Raw genomic sequence first — 23163 nt, forward strand, 5'->3', positions numbered from 1 at the left:
TACCGATCTGTATAGTGGTTGTGATGTCGTGAACATCCTCCTGTCCCTCGCCTTCGTCCTGTGCTGGAGTTCCGGCTTCATCGGCGCCAAGCTCGGCGCGGGCAGCGCGTCCGCGCCGACCATCCTGATGTGGCGCTTCCTGCCGCTGGCCGTCGTCCTCGTGGCCGTCGCCGTCCTGCTGCGCCCGGCCTGGCGGGGGCTCACCGCCCGGGACGTCACCCGGCAGGCCGTGATCGGCGTGCTGTCGCAGAGCGGCTACCTGCTCAGCGTCTACTACGCGATCCAGCTCGGCGTCTCCAGCGGCACCACCGCCCTGATCGACGGGGTGCAGCCGCTGGTCGCCGGAGCCCTGGCGGGGCCACTGCTCGGGCAGTACGTCTCGGGCCGGCAGTGGGCGGGCCTCGCCCTGGGGCTGAGCGGTGTCGCCGTGGTCACCCTGGCCGACGCGGCCTCCGGCACCGGCGTGGCCTGGTGGGCGTACGCCATCCCGCTGCTCGGCATGCTGTCCCTGGTCGCGGCGACGTTCCTGGAGAGCCGGTCCCGCTCGCGGGTCGCGCCCTCGGTGTCGCTGACCGTCCACTGCGCCACCAGCGCCGTCCTCTTCAGCGTGCTCGCGCTGGGCGCCGGGGCCGCCACGCCGCCCGCCGAGCCCGGGTTCTGGATCGCGGTGGCCTGGCTGGTGGGACTGTCCACATTCGGCGGGTACGGGCTGTACTGGCTCATCCTCAAGCGCTCCGGGGTCACCAAGGTCAACACCCTGATGTTCCTCATGGCGCCGGTGACGGCCGTCTGGGGGGCGCTGATGTTCGGGGAGCCGTTCGGCGTCCAGACCACACTCGGGCTGGCCGTCTGCCTCACGGCCGTCGTCGTGGTGCACCGCGGCGGCGGACGCGGGGACCAGGCCGTGACCGCGAGCGGGGGCGAACCGTCGGAGCACCGGCCGGCCCGCTCCCCCGGCCGCGCCTAGCCCGCCGCGCCTTCCGGCCCCGGGATCGACGCGGTGTCAGAAGCCGCCGCCGAAGTCCCCTCCCCCGCCGAAGTCGCCGCCCCCGAAGCCTCCTCCGAAGTCACCGCCGAAGTCGCCGGAGCTGAAGTCGGCACCCGAGACGTCGCCGCCCTCGTAGCCGCCGAAGTCGCCGTAGCCGGAGCCGTAGTCGGCCCCGTAGGCCGGGGCGGCCATCATGCTGCCGAGCATGGTGCCCACCAGCAGGCCGGGCAGCAGCCCGCCGCCGAAGTAGCCACCGGCCCAGGGGCCGTAGGCCGGGCCGGCCTCCCAGTAGGGGCGGCGGCCGTCAGCGGTGTCGACCTCGCGGATCACCGGGTCGCGGCCCTCGGCGAGCCGCGTCCGGTCGGCCGCGCAGACCGGCACCTCACGCGCGGCGCCACCCGGCGGCGTCCAGCTCGCGTCGGTGACCGACGGGCCGTGCCGCGGGTCGAAGAAGCAGGGCGGGCGGCGCTCCGGCAGCGGCTCGCCCGCACGGCGCGCGGCGAGTCGCGCCAGGGAGAACCGGCCGTCCTCCACGGCCTCGGTGACGGCCTTCACGTCCTCCGGCCGCACCGCCGCGGCCATCAGGGACTTGGCCTGCTCGTAGGCGTCCAGCGCGCGTTCGTAGTCGCCGCGCATGGCGTCGTCGGCGCCGGGTTCCCCGGGGTGGAAGTCGAGGCGGTCGAGCTCCTCGCCGAACGCGGTGATGTCCTCGTCGACGACCACCCGCAGCTTCTCCAGCGCGGCCCGCTGCTCCTCCTCGTGGCGGCGCCGGTTGCGCCGCACCACGGCGTAGGCGCCCGCACCGCCGGCCGCGACCAGGGCACCGACCGTGATCAGCCCGCCGACCGGCACGTCGCCGCGCGAGCCGTCGCTCCAGCTGCTCGGGGCGGTGCCGCCCACGTTGCGCAGGGCGTCGTCGACGAAGTCGTTCAGCTGGGCCTTGGCGTCGCCCGCGCCGCGCACGGCCGTGACCAGGTTGGACACCGACTGGCGGCTCATCACGGAGCTGTCCGCGCGGGCGTCGAACCGGTCACCGAGGCGGATGCCGTACAGGCCGGTCACGCCGGTCTCGGTGCGCAGGTTCCGGAAGAGGTCCTGGGTGGGGTACCCGGCGGGGAGGACGGCCACGAAGACGGGCTTGTCCGCGTCCCGGATCTTGTCGGCGAGCGCCTGCGCGTCCGACTCCGCCAGCTGGCCGGCGGCGGCCGGATCGACGTACACGGGGTTCTCGCGCAGTTCCCGGGCGACCTCCGTCAGGTCGGTGGCCGCGTGCGCACCGGGCGCACCGGCCAGCAGTACCGCCAGTACGGCGGCGACCGGCACGATCAGCAGGCGTACGACAGTGCGCACCAGTGCGGCCCTCATATGTTCGAAGCTACCTGAACCGGTACAGAAACGGATATCCGTGAGGGCAGGGATTTCGGGAGGCGGCTGCGCCTACGATGCCTCCTGGCCCACCGCCGTGGGCCGGTCCGGCCGGTCCGGCCGAGCGGTCGCAGCAGAAGGGGCGGGAAGAGGGGCATGTTCGGAAGACGCAGAGCCGCGGACATGACGGTGTCCGCACTCGCCGAGCTGGACCGGTCGCGGACGCGGGCCGACCTGTTGTGGGAGCTGTTCCGGCACGCCGAGGCCGAGGTGACGTCGGCGATCGACTGGTACCTGGCCCGGCGCCAGGGCCCGGCGATGTGGTCGCGGTCGCTGCGGGCGCTGGCCGCGCTGCTCGGCGTCGCCGGCACGATCACGCCGCTGGTGCACGCCGCCGCGCCCACGGCCGTGCAGCCCGAGTGGGGCTTCGTGTTCCTGGCCGGCGGGGCGGGCTGCGTCCTGTTCGACCGGATCTTCGGCTTCTCCGCGTCCTGGACCCGCTACATCCGCACCCAGCTGGCGCTGCAGCAGCTTCTGAAGAGGGCGCAGTCCGACTGGGCGCAGGCGTACCTGCGCACCACCGACTCCCCCAGCGACAAGGAGCAGGCCGCGCTGCTCGCGGTGATCGAGCGGCTGCGCACGGACGCGCAGCGGATCATCGAGGACGAGGGCACGGCGTGGGTCGGCTACCTGGCCGACGGCGTCGAGGAACTCACCCGCTCCACGTCCCACGCCGAAGGCCGGCGTCCGCACGCGGCGGGCCTCTTCCGCCTCGACCGCACCCCGGGCCGGGACAGGAACGGCGACCTCCCCGGCCCCCGCTCCCGCGACACGGCGATGTGAGGTCCGCGGGTCCCGGCCCGGGCAGCCGGGACCCGCGGCCCGCCCGCGGCTACTGCGCCGGCTCGACTCCCGCGCGCAGCAGGCCGTACGTGTACGCGTCCTCCAGGGCCTGCCAGCTCGCGGCGATGACGTTGTCGGCGACGCCCACCGTCGACCACTCGCCCGAGCCGTCGGAGGTGGAGATCAGCACCCGGGTCGTCGAGTTGGTGCCGTGCTTGCCTTCGAGGATGCGGACCTTGTAGTCCACCAGCTCCAGCTTGGCGAGCTGCGGGTAGATCTTCTCCAGCCCGACGCGCAGGGCCCGGTCCAGTGCGTTGACCGGGCCGTTGCCCTCGGCCGTGGCGACGATGCGCTCGCCCTTGGCCCACAGCTTGACGGTCGCCTCGTTCGCGTGGGACCCGTCGGGCCGGTCCTCGACGATGGCCCGCCAGGACTCGACCTCGAAGTAGCGCGGCGGCTTGCCCTGCACCTCGGTGCGCAGCAGGATCTCGAAGCTCGCGTCGGCGGCCTCGTAGGTGTAGCCCCTGAGTTCGCGCTCCTTGACCCGCTCGACGACCCGGCCGACCAGCTCGCGGTCGTCGCCGAGGTCGATGCCGAGTTCCTTGCCCTTGAGCTCGATGGAGGCGCGCCCGGCCATGTCGGAGACCAGCATCCGCATGGTGTTGCCGACCTGCTCGGGGTCGATGTGCTGGTACAGGTCCGGGTCGACCTTGATGGCCGAGGCGTGCAGTCCCGCCTTGTGGGCGAAGGCGGACAGGCCCACGTACGGCTGGTGCGTGGAGGGCGTGAGGTTGACGACCTCGGCGATGGCGTGCGAGATGCGGGTCATCTCGCACAGGTGCCCCTCGGGCAGGACCCGCTTGCCGTACTTCAGTTCCAGGGCCGCCACGACCGGGAAGAGGTTGGCGTTGCCGACGCGCTCGCCGTAGCCGTTGGCCGTGCACTGCACGTGCGTGGCGCCCGCGTCGACCGCCGCGAGGGTGTTGGCCACCGCGCAGCCCGTGTCGTCCTGGGCGTGGATGCCGAGCCGGGCGCCGGTGTCGGCCAGGACCGTGGCGACGACCGCCTGGATCTGCGCCGGGAGCATGCCGCCGTTGGTGTCGCACAGGACCACGACGTCCGCGCCGGCCTCGGAGGCCGTGCGGACGACCGACTTCGCGTACTCCGGGTTGGCGCGGTAGCCGTCGAAGAAGTGCTCGCAGTCCACGAAGACCCGGCGGCCCTGCTCCTTCAGGAAGGAGACCGTGTCGCGGACCATCTCCAGGTTCTCGTCGAGGGTCGTGCGCAGGGCGAGTTCGACATGGCGGTCGTGCGACTTGGCGACCAGGGTGATCACCGGGGCGCCGGACTCCAGCAGGGCCCTGACCTGAGGGTCCTCCGCGGCCCTTGCGCCGGCGCGGCGGGTGGAGCCGAACGCGACCAGCTGAGCGTGACGGAAGCGGATCTCCTCCCGGGCGCGGGCGAAGAACTCGGTGTCCCGGGGGTTCGCGCCGGGCCAGCCGCCCTCGATGAAGCCCACGCCGAAGTCGTCCAGGTGCCGTGCGATGGCGAGCTTGTCCGCGACGGTGAGGTTGATGCCCTCCCGCTGCGCGCCGTCGCGCAGGGTGGTGTCGAAGACGTGGAACGAATCGTCGAGCTCGCTGGTAGCGGTCATGGTGTCAAGGCTCCTGAGGATGGGATCTCGGTCGTACCGGAATGACCGGCTCCACCGCCCTCACATACTCCCTCGCGCTCTCGCCTCCGGCTGCGGGTGGGCCAGAAATGCGAAAAACCTCTCGCGGGTGCGAGAGGTCTGCGCGCGGGTCGAGGACGACGGTGTCCGCCCGTACCTGGTCGTACGTGACGGTCACTGCGGACCGGCGCGCCTGCTGCCAATAATCATGGCGAACGAGAGCACGGGGGCAGTCTGGCACAACCCCCGCGCCCCGCTCACGGTTGTCTCAGGATGCGGTCGGTCACTTCAGGTGACGGACGTAGACGTGCGAGGTGTCGTACGTGTCGCCGGGCACGAGGTCGGGTGAGGCACTGGCGAAGGCGACCGTGCGTCCGTGCCGGTCGAGGACGGGCGGGGACACGCTCTGGTCGTTGGGACCGCCCCGGGCGTCCGCGCTGACGAGGGTCGTGCGCCCGGTGCGCAGGTCGCGGACGTAGGCGCGGTGGGTGTGGCCGGTGTCGCCCGGGTCGGCCGAGACGAAGGCCAGGTACCGGTTGTGGGCGCTGAGCTGCCCGAAGGCGGTGAAGGCGGCCGGGCCGGCGTCGATCCGGCGCAGCTCGCCGGTCCGCAGCTCGCGGACGAAGACGTTGTGGCCCTGGTTGGTGTCCCCGGGCGTGAGCTGCGTGTCGAGGGAGCCGAAGACGGCGTACCGTCCGTCGGCGCTGATCCGCGGGAACTCGGTCTGCCCGTCGGAGGTCCGGCCGTCCGGGGCCCGGTCGGCCTGGATCAGCTCGCCGCTCGGCACGTCCCGGACCCAGGCGTCGCTCCAGTCGCCCGAGGCGGGGTGCGGCACGAGGAACCGGTAGGCGACGCGCCGGCCGTCGGCGCTGATGGACGGGTTCGTGGCGGCGGTCTTGCGGTCCCCCGCGGCGGGGACCTGGCTGACGCGGACGGCCTCGCCGCTGGTGCGGTCGACGCGGTAGACGCGGCCCCAGCGGTCCTCGCCCTCCGGGAGTCCGGACTGCTGGGCGACGAACGCGACGTAGCGGCCGTCGGCGCTGAGGGCCGGCTGCCGGCCGGTGTCGTAGCCGGGGGCGACGGTGTCCTCGATGCGCTGCAGGGCGCCGGCCTGCAGGTCCTCGACCCAGACGTGACTGCGGCCGTCGGCGGGATCGGTGGCGCTGAAGGCCAGGTGCCGGCCGTCGCCGCTGAGCGCGACGTCGTCGACGGAGCCCTCGACCGCGCGGCCGGCCATCCTGGTCGTGCCGGTCCGCAGGTCGCGGACGAAGGCGTCGGCGGTGCCGTCGGTGTCGCCGGCGACGAGGTTGCCGGCGCTGGAGACGAAGGCCAGATGACGGCCGTCGGCGCTCAGACCGGGGCCGCCGGAGGGGCCGTTGCCCTCGGTGCCGTCCGGGGCGAGGCTCGCCTTCTCGGTCCGCGGCGGCGCGGGTGCGGCGGTCGCGGGCAGTGCGGCGGCGCCGAGCGTGACGGCCAGGGCCACGCCGAGCGCGACGGACGTGGCCCTCCTGGTGCTGGTCATGTGCTGTTCCCCCTGTGTTCCCCGTGGACGCTGCTCCCCCGGCCCCGCGCCGAGGGCTCCCCAGAGCCAACAGCACACTCGGTCACGGGTCAATCCGTCGTAATGAGTACGACCCGGGCGTGCGTTCAGGCGTCCGCGAGGAGGCCGTCGGCGAGGAACTCGCGCACGTGGCCGAGGACTTGGGCCCGGTCAGTGCCGCGCAGGCCGATCGCCACATGGATGGACAGGCCGTCCAGCAGGGCGCGCAGCCGGGCGGCGAAGCGGTCCGGGTCGACGCGGCGGAACTCGCCGCGCGAGATGCCCTCGGCAAGCAGGGCGACCAGGTCGCGGTGCCAGGCGCCCTCGATGGCGGCCTGCCGGTCACGGGCGTTCTCGTCGGCGCCCTGCGAGCGGTTCCAGACCTCCAGCCACAGGGTCCAGTGCGGGTCGCGGTGGCCGTCGGGGACGTACAGGTCGACGTAGGCGTCGAGCCGCTCGCGTGCCGGGGCGGCCCGGGTCAGCAGCAGGGCACGCTCGGCCCCGAGCCGGCCCTCGCTCCACTCCAGGGTGCGCAGCAGCAGTTCGTCCTTGGAGCCGAAGTAGTAGAGCAGATGACCGCTGCTCATCCCGACCTCGCGGCCGAGCGCGGCCATGGTGAGCTTCTCCAGCCCACGCTCGGCGATCATCGCCATGGCGGCGGCGAGCACGTCCTCACGGGGCGGAGCCGGGGTACGACGACGGGGCGCGGCAGCGGAACTCACGGGTTCGCCACCGCGCAGGGCACCGCCGGGGTCCTTCCCACCGGGTGGGGCACCACCAGGATCGCGTGAACCGCACAGGGCGCCGCCGGGATCGCGCCCGCACGGGGACCCGGGCCCTGCGTCGCGTGGTGCCCGGATCGCGGTTTGTGCGTCGCGGGCCGGCCCGCGCGGGTGGGTCGCGCGGGGGCCGGGTGTTCGTGCGGGGCCGCGTCGGGGGCTGTCCGGGGGCCCGGCGGCTTGGTGCGGTCGTGGTCGCGGGACGCGCGGCGCAGCGTTTCGTTCACCCGTACGTTCTACCTGACGGCCGTCCTCGGCTGCTGCTGCGTGATGCAGTGGATGCCCCCGCCGCCGGCGAAGATCGTCCGGGCGTCGACCAGGGTCACGGTCCGCTCGGGGAAGAGGCGGCGGAAGATGCCCGCGGCGATCTCGTCGCGCGGGTCGTCGAAGCCGCACAGCACCACGCCGCCGTTGCAGAGGTAGTGGTTGATGTACGAGTAGTCGGCCCAGTGGCCGTCGGCCTCCAGCACGGTCGGGGCGGGGACCTCCACGACCTCCAGACGCCGGCCGCGCGCGTCCGTCTGCGCCTTCAGCAGACCGATGACCTCCCGGGTCACCTCGTGGTCGGGGTGGGCGGGGTCCGGCTGGGAGTGCGCCACCACGACGCCCGGGCGGGCGAACGCCGCGACGATGTCGACGTGGCCGAGGGTGCCGAAGCCGTGGGGAGGGTAGTCGCCGGTCAGGCCGCGCGGCAGCCAGATCGCCTTGCGCGTGCCGAGCTGCGCGTGGATCTCGGCCTCGGCCTGCTCCCGGGTCCACCCGGGGTTGCGCTCGGGGCCGAGCTGGACCGTCTCGGTGAGCAGGACCGTGCCCTCGCCGTCGACGTGGATCGCCCCGCCCTCGTTGACCAGCGCAGAGGCGTACGTCCGGGCACCGGCGAGGTCCGCGACGTACCCGGCGATCTTCGCGTCGTGGTCCCAGCGGGCCCACTCCTGGGCGCCCCAGCCGTTGAACGTCCAGTCGACGGCGGCCAGTTCACCGCGTCCGTCGATGAGGAAGGTCGGGCCGATGTCACGCATCCAGGCGTCGTCGAGGTCCCGTTCGACGGTGTCGACGTCCGGCCCGAGCAGGGCCGCGGCCTCGGCGGCCTGTCCCGGACCGCACACCACCGTCACCGGCTCGAAGCGGCGCACCGCGCGGGCGACCGACGCCCAGGCCGCGCGGGCGGCGGCGAGTTCGCCGGGGTCGTCGAAGGTGGGGTTGGGGGACGGCCAGGCCATCCAGGTGCGCTCGTGCGGAGCCCATTCGGCGGGCATGCGGAAGCCGTCGGCGGCTGCGGGCATCGTTGACCTCAGAGGAAGTAGAGACGGTTGAGGGAGACGGACTCGGCCGGCCGGGAGCGCAGCGGCTCGCCGTCGAGGGTGACCAGACCGGTGCGCTGGTCGACGTCCACGGACCCGGTGCGGGAGTTGAGGCGCAGGTCGGCGGGGCCGATGCCGCGCGTGCCGCGCACCGCGACCCTGCGCCGGCGGGTGGGCAGCAGGTCGTGCCCCTGGTCGACGGCGGCCTGCGCGACGAAGGCCACCGAGATCTCGGCCGGCGTCGCCCCGTGCGCACCGAACTGCGGTCCCAGCACGAGGGGTTCGCAGGTGTCGGTCGCCGCGTTCGGGTCGCCGGTCACGCCGTAGGCCGGGAAGCCGGCCTTGAGCACGAGCTGCGGCTTGGCGCCGAAGTACTCCGGGCGCCACAGCACGATGTCGGCGAGCTTGCCCACCTCCAGCGACCCGACCTCGTGCGCCAGGCCGTGGGCGATGGCCGGGTTGATGGTCAGCTTGGCGATGTAGCGCAGGACGCGCTCGTTGTCGTGGCCGACGCCGGGGTCGCCGAGCTCGGCCTTCATCTTCCCGGCCATGGCGAAGGTGCGGCGGACCGTCTCGCCGGCGCGGCCCATGCCCTGCGCGTCCGAGGAGGTGATGCCGATGGCGCCCAGGTCGTGCAGGACGTCCTCGGCGCCCATGGTCCCGGCGCGGATGCGGTCGCGGGCCATGGCGGCGTCGCCGGGCAGGTCGGTCTTGAGGTCGTGGACGGAGACGATCATGCCGTAGTGCTCGGCGACGGCGTCCCGGCCGAAGGGCAGGGTCGGGTTGGTGGAGGAGCCGATGACGTTCGGGACGCCCGCCATCTTCAGGACGTTGGGGACGTGCCCGCCGCCGCAGCCCTCGATGTGGAAGGCGTGGATGGTCCGGCCCTCCAGCACGCACAGGGTGTCCTCCACGGAGAGGCACTCGTTCAGGCCGTCGCTGTGCAGGGCGACCTGGACGTCGTGCTCCTCGGCGACGCGCAGGGCGGTGTCCAGGGCGCGGGTGTGGGCGCCCATGTCCTCGTGCACCTTGAAGCCCGAGGCGCCGCCCTCGGCGAGGGCCTCCACCAGGGGTGCCTCGTGCGAGGAGGAACCCCGGCCGAGGAAGCCGATGTTGACGGGCCAGGCGTCGAAGGCGCCGAACGCGTGCCGCAGCGCCCAGGGGGAGTTGACGCCCACACCCCACACGGGCCCGAACTCCTGCCCGATGATCGTGGTCACGCCGGAGGCGAGCGAGGCCTCCATGATGCGCGGCGACAGCAGGTGGACGTGGGTGTCGACGGCTCCGGCGGTGGCGATGAGCCCCTCACCGGAGACGATCGAGGTGCCCGTGCCGACGACGACGTCGACCCCGTCGAGCGTGTCGGGGTTCCCGGCCCGCCCGATCGCGTGGATGCGGCCCTCACGGATGCCGAGGGAGACCTTGCGGATGCCCTGTGCGGCGTCGATCACCACGACGTTGCTGATCACGACGTCACAGGTGTCCCGGACGGCGGCGGCCTTGAGGTGCAGTCCGTCGCGGGCGGTCTTGCCGAACCCGGCGAGGAACTCGTCCCCGTGCCGCTGGGAGTCCGACTCGACGCGGACGGTCAGCCCGGAGTCGCCGAGGCGGACGCGGTCCCCGGCGCGGGGGCCGTGGGTGGCGGCGTACTCGTACGGGGTGAGCCGGCGGGCCTGTGCCGGGTGTCCTCCTGGGCGGCTCATCGCCCGACCTCCTGCTCGGGTGTGTCCGGTACGCCGAGATAGCCGCAGGCGGCGGCGCGGCGCAGTGCCTCCTCGCGGGCGCCCGGGGCGTCCAGCGGTCCGTCGACCAGCCCGGCGAAGCCGATCGCGATCCGGTCGCCGCCGATCGGCACCAGCCCGACCTCGGCGCTCTGTCCCGGTCCGAACCGCACCGAGGACCCGGCGGGCACGGCGAGCCGCATGCCGTAGGCCCGCTCGCGGGCGAAGTCCAGGCGCGGGTTGGCCTCGAAGAAGTGGAAGTGGGAGGTGACGGAGACCGGCACAGTGGCGGTGTTCAGCACCGTCAGCCGCACCTGCGGCTCCGGCTCGGCGTGCTCCGGCCCGGGCAGCAGCGCGCCCGGCGCCTCGGGTCCGCTGCCGCCGCCGATGGGGTCGGAGACGACCGCGAGCCGCGAGCCGTCGTCGAAGACCGCCTCGACGTGGACCTCGGTGACGACGTCGGCCACACCGGGCAGCACGTCGTCGGGCCCCAGGACGGACCGGGCGGCCTCGACGGCCTCCGCGAGCCGTCGGCCGTCCCGGGCGGCCTCGCACACCGTGTCGGCGATGAGCGCGGTCGCCTCGGGGACGTTCAGCCTGAGCCCTCTGGCCCTGCGGGCGCGGGCCAGCTCGGCGGCGCCGAAGAGCAGCAGCCGGTCGCGTTCGGTCGGGGTCAGCCGCATGTCACTCCCTCCGTTTAGAGCATCACTCTAAACATGAAATTCCTGTCACCGGAAGGTTGACGGAGGACCATCGTGCACATCACATTGAACGTCGTTCTAACCGAGGGAGACCAGCATGCCGATCGAACAGCGCGGAGTCGACACCATCCCCGAGGAGGAACGCACCAGCGGGCCACGCGACCTCGTCTCGATCCTGCTGGGCTCCAACCTCTGCCTGGGCGTGATCGTCTTCGGCTGGCTGCCGCCGTCCTTCGGTCTCGACTGGTGGTCGTCGGTCGGCGCCGTGCTGGCGGGCACGGTGGTGGGCGTGGTGTTCACCGCCCCGCTGGCGCTGGTCTCCCTGCGCACCGGCACCAACCTCTCGACGTCCTCCGGCGCCCAGTTCGGGGTCCGGGGCCGCCTGGTCGGTTCGGTGGTCGGGCTGCTGCTGGCCCTCGGCTACACCGCGCTGACCGTGTGGATCGGCGGGGACGTGATGGTGGGCGTACTGGGCCGGCTGGCCGGGCTGCCGCAGGGCGACACGGCCTACGCGCTCGTCTACGGGCTGCTCGCCGCGGCCACCGTCGCGGGCGCGGTCCACGGCTACCGGGTGCTGCTCGCGATGTCCCGCGCCCTGGCGTTCGGCATGACGGCCCTGCTGGCGCTCGGGGTGATCGCCTACGCCCCCGGCTTCACGACGGCCGCGCTGCCGGAGGCCGGCGGCTACCTGCTGGGCGGGTTCTGGCCGACGTGGCTGCTCGCGGCCGTGGCGGCCGGACTGTCCGGCCCGGTCGCCTTCATCACCCTGCTCGGCGACTACACCCGCTACATCTCACCGGCCCGCCACTCCTCGCGCCGGGTGCTGCACGCGACCTGGCTGGGGCTGATGCTGGGGCTGCTGGTGCCGCAGCTGTTCGGCACGTTCACGGCCTACGCGGCCCGGGCCGCCCTCGACTACGCGGGCCCGCTGGTCGACGCGGCCCCCGGCTGGTACCTGGTCCCGCTGCTGCTCGCGGCCTCGGCGGGCTCGGTCGGCAACGCGGGTCTGATGCTGTACTCGATGGGCCTGGACCTGGACGCGATCCTGCCGCGCGCCTCCCGGGCGCGGGCGACGTACACGGTCGCGGTGGTGGCCACGGCCGCCGTCTTCGCCGGGCACTACCACTCGACCGCGCAGGACGCGATGACGTCGTTCGTGCTGCTCCTGACGGCGATCGGCACGCCGTGGGCGGTCATCACCCTCATCGGCTTCGCCCGCTGCGGCGGGGTCTACGACGCGGACGCCCTCCAGGTCTTCAACCGCCGCGCGCGGGGCGGCGTCTACTGGTACCGCGGCGGCTGGCACGTCCCGGCGACCCTCTCCTGGGCGGCCGGCGCGACGGTGGGCGTCCTGGCGGTGTCCCTGCCGACGTACCAGGGCCCGCTGCTGGCCCTGACGGGCGGGGTGGACGTGAGCTTCCTGCTGTCGGGCCTGGTGGGAGGGGCGGCGTACCTGCTGTCGACCCCGGGGTCCGGGTCGGCGGGAAGGGACCGTCGGGTGGACGGAACGCCCGCACACGGGGCCGACACGGAGGACGCGCCGCACGCGACGCGGTGATGCATCGCGAGGGCGGCGGCCGGGGCCGAAGGCCAAAGGACCCGGTCGGAGGCCGAGAGCCGGGTGTCCGCGAGGCGGGTCCGGCTTCCTGTCCGGCCGATTCGGGTGGTGGGTGGGTGAAGACCGGGAGGCCGGCGGTCCGGGGGCGGAGCCCCCGGGGCCAGGAGGGCGCCTAGCCCAGCTGGTGCATCCAGCCGTGCTTGTCCTCGGCCGTGCCCCGCTGGATGTCCAGCAGCGCCTGCCGCAGCCTCAGCGTGACCTCGCCCGGCTCTCCCCCGCTCTGCTTCCACTCGGCCCCGGCCCGCTTCACCGTCCCGACCGGCGTGATGACCGCGGCCGTACCGCAGGCGAACACCTCGGTCAGCGACCCGTTCTCCGAGTCCCGCTGCCACTGGTCGGCCGAGATCCGGCCCTCCTCGGCCTCGTACCCGAGGTCACGGGCGACGGTGAGCAGGGAGTCGCGCGTGACACCTTCCAGGATCGAACCGGTCAGGGACGGCGTGACGATCTTGTTCCCGTACACGAAGTACAGGTTCATGCCGCCGAGCTCCTCGACCCAGGTGTGCTCCACCGCGTCGAGGTAGCAGACCTGGTCGCAGCCCTTCGTCGCGGCCTCGGCCTGCGCCAGCAGGGACGCCGCGTAGTTGCCGCCGGTCTTCGCGTCGCCCATGCCGCCGGGGACCGCGCGGACCCGGTCCTCGGAGACCCAGATGGAGACCGGCTTCACCCCGCCCGGGAAGTAGGCGCCGGCCGGCGAGGCGATCACCAGGAACAGGTACTCGTTGGCCGGCTTCACGCCCAGCCCGACCTCGGTCGCGATCATGAACGGGCGCAGGTACAGGGACTCCTCGCCGCCGTGGGCCGGCACCCACGCCTTGTCCTGCGCGACCAGCGCGTCGCACGCCTCGATGAACGTCTCCACGGGCAGCTCGGGCATCGCGAGGCGGCGCGCGGAGCGCTGGAACCGCTCGGCGTTCTTCTCCGGACGGAACGTGGCGACCGAGCCGTCGGGGCGGCGGTAGGCCTTCAGGCCCTCGAAGATCTCCTGCGCGTAGTGCAGGACCGTGGTGGCCGGGTCGAGGGAGATCGGCGCGTACGGCACGAGCTGGCCGTCGTGCCAGCCGCGGCCCTCCGTCCACTTGATCGTCACCATGTGGTCGGTGAAGTGGCGGCCGAACCCGGGGTTGGCCAGGATCGCCTCCCGCTCGGCGGCGGAGAGCGGGTTGGCGGAGGGCTTGAGCTCGATCGTGGGCGTCGTCATGGGTTGATGTCCTTCACCGGTTGTAGTGACGGGCCGCGCTCGGTACCGCGCTGATGGTGACCAGTGCTAGGACGTCCGAGCATTCCCTCATTCCGCGGCCTTGCGTTCGATTATCGCCCGGGGGCGGCGGCGGAAGGAACGGGGTGAATCCGGCCCGGTGGTCGATGGTGGCACCCGGCGGGAACACACGGAAGCCGCCGGACGCGGATGCGACCCGGCGGCTTGCGGAAAGCGGCGGCGGGTCAGCCGGCTACGCGTACGGCGAGGGCGTCGCCGATCTCCGAGGTGGAACGCGCGGGCTTGCCGGCCCGCTCGCCGAGGTCGGCGGCGACCGCCTCGTCGATGCGGGCGGCCTCGGCCTCCAGGCCGAGGTGGCGCAGCAGCAGGGCGACGGACAGCACGGTGGCGGTCGGGTCGGCCTTGCCCTGGCCGGCGATGTCCGGGGCCGAGCCGTGCACGGGCTCGAACATCGAGGGGAACTCGCCGGACGGGTTGATGTTGCCGCTGGCGGCGACGCCGATGCCGCCGGAGACGGCCGCGGCGAGGTCGGTGACGATGTCGCCGAAGAGGTTGTCCGTGACGATCACGTCGAAGCGCTCGGGCTGCGTGACCAGGAAGATGGTCGCCGCGTCCACGTGCATGTACTCGGTGGTGACCTCGGGGTACTCCTCGGCCACCTTGTTGAAGATGTTCGTCCACAGGTGGCCGGCGAAGGTCAGCACGTTGTTCTTGTGGATCAGCGCCAGCTTCTTGCGGGGGCGGGCCTGGGCGCGGGCGAAGGCGTCCCGGACCACGCGCTCGACACCGAAGGCCGTGTTCACGGAGACCTCGGTGGCGACCTCGTGCTCGGTGCCCTTGCGGATCGTGCCGCCGTTGCCGGTGTACGGGCCCTCGGTGCCCTCGCGGACCACGACGAAGTCGATGGCCGGCTCACCCTTGAGGGGCGTCTCCACGCCCGGCAGGAGCTTGGACGGGCGCAGGTTGACGTGGTGGTCGAAGGCGAAGCGGAGCTTGAGCAGGAAGCCGCGCTCCAGGACGCCGGACGGCACGGAGGGGTCGCCGATCGCGCCGAGCAGGATGGCGTCGTGCTGCTTCAGGGCGTCGAGGTCGGCGTCGGTGAGGGTCTCACCGGTGGCGTGGTAGCGCCGGGCGCCGAAGTCGTACTCCTTGGTCTCCAGCTTCACATCCTGCGGAAGGACGGCGGAGAGGACCTTCAGGCCTTCGGCCACGACCTCCTGGCCGATGCCGTCACCGGGGATCACTGCGAGATTGATGCTGCGAGACATGCGGGCACCCTACTCCTCGTCCCATGGGATGACACGAGGTGTCCGAGATGCGGACACCCGCCCGGGTGACCGCACGCGGCCGTCGACCGCCGTTCACCCGTATGTGTTGCGGCCGTTGGCCTCCGCTGGGAAGTTCACTGGCCATGGAGATCCCCCACTTCGGCATCCCGCCCGAGCTCGCCCGCCGGATGAGCATGGCGGAGCAGCACGAGTACCTGCGCACGCGCCTGTCGCGGCGGCGCACGCTGGTGACCGCGGGCGCGGTGGCGAGCGGACTGCTGACCGGCTGCGGCTCGGGCTCGGACGCCGGCCGCGGCGGCCCCACGGCGGCGACGCGGAGCCCCGCGCCCGGCACGTCCGCGACGCCCGGGTCCTTCGTCACGCCCTTCGGCCGTCATCTCGCCTTCGGCGCCGACCCGAAGACGCAGATGCGGATCTCCTGGCAGGTGCCGCTCGCGGTGCGGAAGCCGTACGTCCGGGTGGGCCTGCGCCCCGACGACCTCGGCCGCAGGGTCGAGGCCGAGCTGCGCGACCTGCGCACCCCGGAGCTGAAGGGCGTCCGGCCTGCGGTCGAGCAGTACTACCTGCACGCGGCGCTGGACGGCCTGCGCCCGGGCACGACGTACTACTACGGCGTCGGCCACGAGGGCTTCGACCCCGCCTCGCCGCGGCACCGGTCGACCGTCACGTCCTTCCGCACGGCGCCGGCGAGTCCGCCCGAGCGGTTCGTGTTCACCGCGTTCGGCGACCAGGGCGTCGGTGAGGAGGCGGCGCTCAACGACCGTACGCTGCTGCGGCGCCGGCCCGCCTTCCACCTCCACGCGGGCGACATCTGCTACGCCGACCCGACCGGCAAGGGCAAGGAGTCGGACGTGTTCGACGCGGGCCAGTGGGACCGGTTCCTGAAGCAGACCGAACCGGTGGCCAGGTCGGTGCCGTGGATGGTGACGACCGGCAACCACGACATGGAGGCCTGGTACTCCCCCGACGGCTACGGCGGCCAACTCGCCCGTTTCTCCCTGCCGGAGAGCGGCTTCGACCCGCGCACGGCCCCGGGCGTCTACTCCTTCACGTACGGCAACGTCGGCGTGGTCGCGCTCGACGCCAACGACGTGTCGTACGAGATCCCCGCCAACTACGGCTACACGGAGGGGAGGCAGACGCGGTGGCTGGACCGCACGCTCGGCGAGCTGCGGTCCGCGAAGGACGTCGACTTCATCGTCGTCTTCTTCCACCACTGCGCGTACTCGACGTCCACGCACGCCTCCGACGGCGGGGTGCGCGCCGCGTGGCTGCCGCTGTTCGCCCGGCACGAGGTCGACCTGGTCGTCAACGGCCACAACCACGTCTACGAGCGGACCGACGCCATCCGCGGCGGCGAGGTGGGCAGGCCGGTACCCGTCGGCGGCACGACCGATCCGCGGCGGGACGGCATCGTCTACGTCACCGCGGGCGGCGGCGGCAAGGAGCTGTACGGCTTCCCGGGCGGGGTGAAGGAGAGCTACGAGGGCAACACCGCCGACCACGAGGCGGTGGACTCGTTCCACTGGACCAGGTCGCGGGAGACGCGGGCGGAGTCGGTGCAGTGGTCACGGGTGCGCTACCGCGGCTTCTCGTTCCTCTCGGTGGAGGCGGTGAGCGGTGCCGCGCCGAGGCTGGAGGTGTCTGCGCTCACCTCGCGCGGTGAACGGATCGACCATTTCGAGGTGCGGCGCGGGGCGTGAGGCCCCGCACCGCACCCCGTCGGGCGCGGCTCCCGGTCGGGGTGGTGCGGCTGTGGTGCGGCTCAGTGGCCGGTGGATCCGCCGTTGTCCCTGCGGTCGAGGGCGCGCTGCAGCGCGGCGGCGGCGTTCTTCCGGTCGGACTCGGTCGTACGGGAAACGTGACGGACTCGGCGGCGGACGGTCGTCTCGGCCATGGGACATCGACTCCTTCGACAGCACGGAGTGCAAGGGGAGGGTGGTTTCGAGACGCCGGAAGGGGCGGGGAGCGGTGCCGCAGGGATTGCCTGCACGGGGCCCGGCTCACGACCGCCATTCGCTTGGTCGAGCGAGACGTTCGGCTCCTACAAACCTAAGGGAGGCCGGAGCGTCTGTCTCCACAATTACTCGGACTTCCTACTATCTGAGACGGTGGACCGGGTCACACCCCGCTGACCTGCGGATCCTCAGAGCACATCCCCGTCGCGCCAGTCGAAGAGGAGTTCCTCCCCGGGGTCGGCCGCGAGAGCGGGCCACAGGTAGGTGCTGCCCTCCTCGTCCGGCAGGCGGACGTCGCCGTCCGGGCCGAGCGCGTGGATCCGCCCGGGCCAGGCGCGCCAGCCGCGGGCCGTGTACAGCGCCGCGCCGTCGTCGCTCGCGGACAGCGCACCGACGTCGTAGGCGCGTACGACGATCTCCTCCAGGGCGCCCATGACCGCGCCGCCGAGCCCGCGCCGCCGCACGTCACGGCGGACGGCGACGCCCTCGACGTAGCCGACGCGCAGCCAGCGCCGCCGGTAGCGCACGCGGCGCATGACCACCGCCCCGTGCGCCGCGAGCCCGTGCCCGTCGTGCACCAGGGCGTGCATGCCGCCGAGGGTGTGGTCCCAGTCGTCGTCGCCGAAGTCGCCGTCGAACGCGTCGTGCAGCAGGCCGCGTACGGCGGAGAGTTCCGCGGGGGTGAGCCGGGCGGTGTGGGCGGTGCGCACGTCGGTGGTCATCGCCCCAGTATGCGGACGGGCCGGGTGGCTGCCGACCGGTTCGCCGCGCACGATGGAAGGGTCCGGCCCGGGAGGGAGGCCCGATGACCACGGCGGAGCCGCGCGCGCAGGTGATCACCCAGCACCGCTTCGGCGGACCGGAGGTCCTGGAGGTCGAGGAACGGCCGCGGCCCGCGCCCGGACCCGGGGAAGTCCTGCTGCGGGTACACGCGAGCGCGGTCGACCCGGCGGACCGCCTGGCCCGGTCCGGTGCCGCCCCGCTGTTCGGGGAGCCGCCGTTCACGCCGGGGCGGGACGTGTCCGGGGAGATCGAGGAGGTGGGGGCGGGGGTCACGCGGTTCGGGCCCGGGGACGAGGTGTTCGGCCGGATCGACGGCGGCGGGCACGCCACGCACGTGACCGCGCCGGCCGGCCACTTCGCCGCCAAGCCCGCCGGGCTCGACCACGTGCACGCGGCCGCCGCCCCGACCCCGGTGCTCACCGCCTGGCGCGCCCTGATCGACCTGGCCCGCGCCGGCCCGGACAGCAGGGTGCTGATCCGCGCGGCGGCCGGCGGGACGGGGCACGTCGCGGTGCAACTGGCCGCAGCCGAGGGCGCGTACGTCGTCGGCGTCGCCCGCGCCGAGGACGACGGCTTCGTGCGCGACCTGGGCGCCGGCGAGGTCGTCGACGAGTCGGCCGGCGAGCTCGCCGAGGCCGTCCACGGCATCGACGCGGTCCTCGATCCGGTCGGCGGCGACCACGCGCCGGGCGTCCTCGGCACGCTGCGCCCGGACGGCATCCTGCTCTCCACCGTCCCGGCCGACCTGGGGCTCGCCCCCGAGGAGGTGGAGGCCCGGGGCCTGCGCTTCACCCTGGTCCCCGACGCCCCGTCGGGCGAGCTGCTGGAGCGGGCCGTCCCGCTGCTGGCCGACCGGCGCGTGCGGGTCCACGTGTCGGCGACCTTGCCGCTGTCGGAGGCCGCGGCGGCCCATGAACGGGCCGAGGAGGGCCCCCGGGGCGGGATCGTCCTGGTGCCGCACCCCTGAGCTCCGGGCCCCCGGGTCCCGGGTTCCGGCGCCGGGTATGCCGACGGGCCGGGTCGCCGACCCGGCCCGTCGGTGTGCAACGGGGCTCAGCCCATGTGCGGGTAGGTGTAGTCCGTCGGCGGGACCAGCGTCTCCTTGATGGCGCGGGTCAGGGTCCAGCGCATCAGGTTCTGCGGGGCGCCGGCCTTGTCGTTGGTGCCGGAGGCGCGGCCGCCGCCGAAGGGCTGCTGGCCGACGACGGCGCCGGTGGACTTGTCGTTGATGTAGAAGTTGCCGGCGGCGTAGCGGAGCTTGTTCGCCGTGTACGCGGCGGCCGCACGGTCGTTGGCGATGACCGAGCCGGTGAGGGCGTAGTCGGAGACGGCCTCCATCTGGGTCAGCATCGCGTCGTACTGGTCGTCCTCGTAGACGTGCACCGCGAGGATCGGGCCGAAGTACTCGGTGCGGAACACCTCGTTGTCCGGGTCGGTGCACTCGATGACGGTCGGGCGGACGAAGTAGCCCTCGGAGTCGTCGTAGGTGCCGCCCGCGACGATCGTGCAGGAGGCGTCCTCCCTGGCGCGGTCGATGGCGGCCTTGTTCTTGGCGAAGGCACGCTCGTCGATGACGGCGCCGATGAAGTTCGACAGATCGGTGACGTCACCCATCCTGATGCCGTCGACCTCGGCCGCGAACTCCTCCTTGAAGCCGGAGTTCCAGATCGAGGCGGGGATGTACGCACGGGAGGTGGCGCTGCACTTCTGGCCCTGGTACTCGAAGGCACCGCGGGTCAGGGCGGTCTTGAGGATCGCCGGGTCGGCCGAGGGGTGGGCGACGAGGAAGTCCTTGCCGCCGGTCTCGCCGACCAGGCGCGGGTAGGTGCGGTACTTCTCGATGTTGTTGCCGACCGTCTTCCACAGGTACTGGAAGGTCTTGGTCGAGCCGGTGAAGTGGATGCCGGCGAGGTCGCGGTGCTCGAGGGCGACCTTGGAGACCTCGATGCCGTCGCCGGTGACGAGGTTGATGACACCCTTGGGCAGGCCGGCCTCCTCCAGCAGCTGCATCAGCAGCACCGCGGCGTGGGTCTGCGTCGGGGACGGCTTCCACACGACGACGTTGCCCATCAGGGCGGGGGCCGTCGGCAGGTTGCCCGCGATGGCGGTGAAGTTGAAGGGCGTGATCGCGTAGACGAAGCCCTCCAGCGGGCGGTGGTCCAGACGGTTCCACACGCCCGGGGCGTTGGCCGGGGGCTGCTCGGCCAGCAGCTTGCGGGCGTAGGAGACGTTGAAGCGCCAGAAGTCGACCAGCTCGCAGGGCGTGTCGATCTCGGCCTGCTGGGCGGTCTTGGACTGGCCGAGCATGGTGGAGGCGGCGAGCGTCTCGCGCCAGGGGCCGGCCAGCAGCTCGGCGGCGCGCAGGATGATCGCCGCGCGGTCGTCGAACGACATGGCACGCCAGGCGGGCGCGGCGGCCAGGGCCGCGTCGATGGCGTCCTGGGCGTCGGCCTGCGTGGCGTTGCGGTACGTGCCGAGCACGGCCTTGTGGTTGTGCGGCTGGACGACCTGGAAGGCCTCGCCGCCGCCCATCCGCTTCTCGCCGCCGATGGTGCAGGGCAGGTCGATCGGGTTGTCGGCCAGCTCCTTCAGCTTGGCCTCCAGCCGGGCCCGCTCGGGCGAGCCGGGGGCGTAGCCGTGCACCGGCTCGTTGACGGGGGTGGGGACCTGGGTCACAGCGTCCATGTTTTCCGTAACTCCTTAACTGAGCGGTGGTTCGGTCTCAGCCCTGGGCAGGCTGTCAGCCCTTGGTGAGCATCGAGCGGGCGAAGAAGCGCAGGTTGGCCGGCTTCTCCGCGAGGCGCCTCATGAAGTAGCCGTACCAGTCGGTGCCGTACGCGGTGTAGACGCGCATCCGGTGGCCCTCGGCGGCCAGCCGCAGGTGCTCCTCGGCGCGGATGCCGTAGAGCATCTGGAACTCGTAGTCGCCGGGCTTGCGTCCGGCGCGGTGGGCCAGCTCCTGGGCGATCGCGATGAGGCGCGGGTCGTGGGAGCCGATCATCGGGTACCCCTCGCCCTCCATCAGCGTCCGCAGGATCCGCACGTACGCCCGGTCGATCTCGTGCTTGTCCTGGTACGCGACCGAGGCGGGCTCCTTGTACGCGCCCTTGACCAGGCGGACCCGGCTGCCGCTCGCGGCGAGGCGGCGGGCGTCGTCCTCGGTGCGGAAGAGGTAGGCCTGGATGACGCAGCCGGTCTGCGGGAAGTCCTTCCGCAGCTCCTCGTGGATGGCGAACATCGAGTCGAGGGTGGTGTGGTCCTCGGCGTCGAGCGTGACCGTGGTGCCGATCTCGGCGGCGGCCTCGACGACCGGGCGGACGTTCTTCAGGGCCAGCTCGTGGCCGCCCTCGAGGGCTTGCCCGAACATCGACAGCTTCACCGACATCTCGGCGCGGGTGCCGAGCTCCAGCGGCTTGAGGCGGTCGATCAGCTCCAGGTAGGCGTCCCGGGCGGCGGCGGCCTGCGCCGGGTTGGTGATGTCCTCGCCGACGACGTCCATTGTGAGTTCCAGGCCCTGCCCGGAGAGGTCCCGGATGACGGGGACGATGTCGTCGACGTCCTCACCCGGGATGAAACGGTCGACGACCTGCTTGGTCACCGGAGCCGCCGAGATCAGACGTCGCATCCGGTCGCTGCGAGACGCGGCGAGAATCACGGGACCCAGCACGGGGCACCTCCAGAGCACAAGCAACGTGAGGGCCGTATCCCAGGCGGATGATGCCTCGGGTACGGCACGGAGAACCACCGTGAAACCTAAGGATCCCTCCGATCGTCGGCCATCGACAGCTGTCACGCATTCGTGCCGCAGATCTCAGACAGATGTATGAAGGCGCCTCTGCGGTGGGGGACAATGCCCGGGTGACGCCGGAACACAGGGGTGACTACCAGGAGCTGGTCGACGAGATCTCGGAGCTGCTCGGCGCGCCCGCGACGCTGGAGAACCGCGATTTCGAGCTGATCGCCTTCGGGGCGTACGACAGCGAGGGCGACCTCGATCCGTCGGCCCTGGACCCGGTGCGCACCCGCTCGATCCTCACCCGCCGCTCCACCGCGGCGGTCCGGGCCTGGTTCGAGGGCTTCGGCATCACCCGCGCGACGGGCCCGGTGCGCATCCCGCCCACCCCGGAGGCCGGCGTCTACCGAGGCCGGATCTGTCTGCCCGTCCGCCACCGGGGCGTGGTCCACGGCTACGTCTGGCTGCTGGACGACGATCCCGGCCCGAGCGAGCGGCAGCTGTCGGCCGCCATGGCGGTGACGGCCCGGATCGGTGCCCTGCTCGCCGACGAGGCCCAGCACGGCGCCGACCTCAGCCGCGAACTGCGCGCGGTCCTCACCGCGGAGCGGGACTGGCAGCGGGACATGGCCGTCGCCGAGCTGCGCACGGCTCTCGGTCCCCGGGCCGACGCCCCGCACACCGTCGTGTGCGTCGCGCCCTGGCCCTCGGCCGACCCCGACGACGCGCCGTCGGTCCGCACGATGCCGGGCGCGGCGGCGCTGTGCACGCTGCCGTGGGGCGCGACGGACCAGTGTGTGGCGGTCCTGGTCCGGCTGCGCTCGGCGGACGTCCTGACCCCGGCGACGACGGCGGCGAACCGCCTGCTGGAACGCGCCCGCGGCACGACCGCCCCGGGCACCCCCGGGCACCCCGCCGGCGGCGGCGCGGGGGGTGGGACGACGGGTTCCGGGGCGGCTTCCGGCGCACGCGGGGCGGGCGGGCCGGTCACCGGGCCAGGCACGCCGGTCGCCGGGGCAGGCACGCCGGTCACCGGGGCAGGCACGCCGGTCACCGGGGCAGGCGGGCCGGTCACCGGGGCAGGCAGGCCGGTCACCGGGGCAGGCAGGCCGGTCGCCGGGATGGGCAGGCCGGTCGCCGGGATGGGCGGAACCGTCGCCGGGGTCGCCACGGCCGGGGCCGGGCTCGCCGGGCTGGGGGCCGCCTGGCGGGAGGCGTCCGCGGCGGCCCGTGCCGCGCTCGCGGAACCCCGGCTGGGGCCGGTCGCCGAGTGGGCGGCGATCGGGCCGTTCCGGCTGCTCACCGCGCTGCCCGCGGAGGTGGCCCGCGACCCCGCCGTACAGACGCTTCTCGTCCCCGCCCACCGGGAACTGGCCCGTACCGCCGAGGTCTACCTCGACTGCGCCGGGCAGGCCGCCCGGGCCGCGGCCGAGCTGGGCATCCACCGCCAGACCCTCTACTACCGCCTGTCCCGCATCGAGAAGCTCACCGGGCTCGACCTGGACGACGGCGAGGACCGGCTGCTGCTGCACATGGCGCTGAAGGGAGCCCGGCTCTCCACCGGTGGGGCCACTGGGCCGTCCGGGTGAGACCCCTCGCCCGGACGGGCGGTTTGCGGGACCGGCCCGTGCCGTCGCACCCTCCGCGCGGACA

Annotated in this window: 19 protein-coding genes; 6 read left to right on the forward strand and 13 right to left on the reverse strand. The window is 73.2% G+C overall.

From position 1 onward, the window contains the following. Positions 1–28: 28 nt before the first annotated feature. A complete protein-coding gene (locus CHR28_RS26635; protein ID WP_094056237.1) occupies positions 29–967 on the forward strand; it encodes a DMT family transporter in 939 nt (312 codons plus the stop codon). A gap of 36 nt (positions 968–1003) precedes the next feature. Here the strand turns inward: CHR28_RS26635 and CHR28_RS26640 are convergent, their stop codons facing one another. Continuing rightward, complete coding sequence (locus CHR28_RS26640; protein WP_094056238.1) at positions 1004–2353, reverse strand: hypothetical protein; 1350 nt, start codon at positions 2351–2353, stop codon at positions 1004–1006. Positions 2354–2536: 183 nt separating this feature from the next. Between CHR28_RS26640 and CHR28_RS26645 the strand changes: the two genes are divergently transcribed. Beyond that, positions 2537–3196, forward strand: a complete 660-nt coding sequence (locus CHR28_RS26645; RefSeq protein ID WP_094056239.1) for an SLATT domain-containing protein — start codon at positions 2537–2539, stop codon at positions 3194–3196. Positions 3197–3245: 49 nt separating this feature from the next. On the opposite strand, the gene cimA is transcribed toward CHR28_RS26645, so the two are convergent. From cimA to ureA, 6 genes are all read right to left on the reverse strand, one after another. Continuing rightward, positions 3246–4850, reverse strand: coding sequence for a citramalate synthase (cimA, locus tag CHR28_RS26650; protein WP_094056240.1), 1605 nt, complete (start codon positions 4848–4850; stop codon positions 3246–3248). Positions 4851–5151: 301 nt separating this feature from the next. Then, positions 5152–6390: a PD40 domain-containing protein gene (locus CHR28_RS26660; protein ID WP_094056242.1), complete on the reverse strand. Its 1239-nt coding sequence runs from the start codon at positions 6388–6390 to the stop codon at positions 5152–5154. Positions 6391–6515: 125 nt separating this feature from the next. Then, entirely contained in the window at positions 6516–7061 is a 546-nt protein-coding gene (locus CHR28_RS26665; RefSeq protein ID WP_094056314.1) for a TetR/AcrR family transcriptional regulator, read from the reverse strand. 362 nt (positions 7062–7423) lie between these two features. Next, a complete protein-coding gene (locus tag CHR28_RS26670; RefSeq protein WP_094056243.1) occupies positions 7424–8470 on the reverse strand; it encodes an agmatine deiminase family protein in 1047 nt (348 codons plus the stop codon). Positions 8471–8478: 8 nt separating this feature from the next. Continuing rightward, positions 8479–10191 (reverse strand): urease subunit alpha, encoded by a 1713-nt coding sequence (locus CHR28_RS26675; RefSeq protein WP_094056244.1) that lies wholly within the window; start codon positions 10189–10191, stop codon positions 8479–8481. Continuing rightward, positions 10188–10892, reverse strand: a complete 705-nt coding sequence (ureA, locus tag CHR28_RS26680) for an urease subunit gamma (protein WP_094056245.1) — start codon at positions 10890–10892, stop codon at positions 10188–10190. Before ureA ends, CHR28_RS26675 begins: the two co-directional genes overlap by 4 nt. Positions 10893–11007: 115 nt before the next feature. Between ureA and CHR28_RS26685 the strand changes: the two genes are divergently transcribed. Further along, entirely contained in the window at positions 11008–12468 is a 1461-nt protein-coding gene (locus CHR28_RS26685; RefSeq protein WP_256984423.1) for a cytosine permease, read from the forward strand. 172 nt (positions 12469–12640) lie between these two features. Here CHR28_RS26685 and CHR28_RS26690 read toward each other — a convergent pair whose 3' ends face one another. Beyond that, positions 12641–13729 carry a branched-chain amino acid aminotransferase gene (locus tag CHR28_RS26690; protein WP_094056246.1) on the reverse strand — a complete coding sequence of 363 codons (1089 nt, stop codon included), beginning with the start codon at positions 13727–13729 and terminating at the stop codon, positions 12641–12643. 242 nt (positions 13730–13971) lie between these two features. Next, a complete protein-coding gene (locus tag CHR28_RS26695; RefSeq protein WP_094056247.1) occupies positions 13972–15015 on the reverse strand; it encodes a 3-isopropylmalate dehydrogenase in 1044 nt (347 codons plus the stop codon). 143 nt (positions 15016–15158) lie between these two features. Here CHR28_RS26695 and CHR28_RS26700 point away from each other — a divergent pair, with 143 nt between their 5' ends. Continuing rightward, a complete protein-coding gene (locus CHR28_RS26700) occupies positions 15159–16739 on the forward strand; it encodes a purple acid phosphatase family protein (RefSeq protein ID WP_094056248.1) in 1581 nt (526 codons plus the stop codon). A 62-nt stretch (positions 16740–16801) separates the two neighbouring features. On the opposite strand, the gene CHR28_RS38545 is transcribed toward CHR28_RS26700, so the two are convergent. Beyond that, on the reverse strand, positions 16802–16933 hold the full coding sequence (locus CHR28_RS38545; RefSeq protein WP_005479955.1) for a hypothetical protein: 132 nt from the start codon (positions 16931–16933) through the stop codon (positions 16802–16804). 249 nt (positions 16934–17182) lie between these two features. Next, entirely contained in the window at positions 17183–17716 is a 534-nt protein-coding gene (locus CHR28_RS26710) for a GNAT family N-acetyltransferase (protein WP_094056249.1), read from the reverse strand. An 83-nt stretch (positions 17717–17799) separates the two neighbouring features. Here CHR28_RS26710 and CHR28_RS26715 point away from each other — a divergent pair, with 83 nt between their 5' ends. Then, positions 17800–18744 (forward strand): quinone oxidoreductase family protein, encoded by a 945-nt coding sequence (locus CHR28_RS26715; protein WP_094056250.1) that lies wholly within the window; start codon positions 17800–17802, stop codon positions 18742–18744. 86 nt (positions 18745–18830) lie between these two features. Here CHR28_RS26715 and pruA read toward each other — a convergent pair whose 3' ends face one another. Together pruA and CHR28_RS26725 are read right to left on the reverse strand one after the other, a co-directional pair. Continuing rightward, positions 18831–20462 carry an L-glutamate gamma-semialdehyde dehydrogenase gene (pruA, locus tag CHR28_RS26720; RefSeq protein WP_094056251.1) on the reverse strand — a complete coding sequence of 544 codons (1632 nt, stop codon included), beginning with the start codon at positions 20460–20462 and terminating at the stop codon, positions 18831–18833. 55 nt (positions 20463–20517) lie between these two features. After that, positions 20518–21444 (reverse strand): proline dehydrogenase family protein, encoded by a 927-nt coding sequence (locus CHR28_RS26725; RefSeq protein ID WP_094056252.1) that lies wholly within the window; start codon positions 21442–21444, stop codon positions 20518–20520. 191 nt (positions 21445–21635) lie between these two features. Between CHR28_RS26725 and CHR28_RS26730 the strand changes: the two genes are divergently transcribed. Beyond that, positions 21636–23099, forward strand: a complete 1464-nt coding sequence (locus tag CHR28_RS26730) for a helix-turn-helix domain-containing protein (RefSeq protein WP_441351043.1) — start codon at positions 21636–21638, stop codon at positions 23097–23099. The last annotated feature ends 64 nt before the right edge of the window (positions 23100–23163 follow it).

Origin of the sequence: Streptomyces sp. XY006 (assembly GCF_002237655.1) — a bacterium.
GTDB classification, from domain to species: domain Bacteria; phylum Actinomycetota; class Actinomycetes; order Streptomycetales; family Streptomycetaceae; genus Streptomyces; species Streptomyces levis.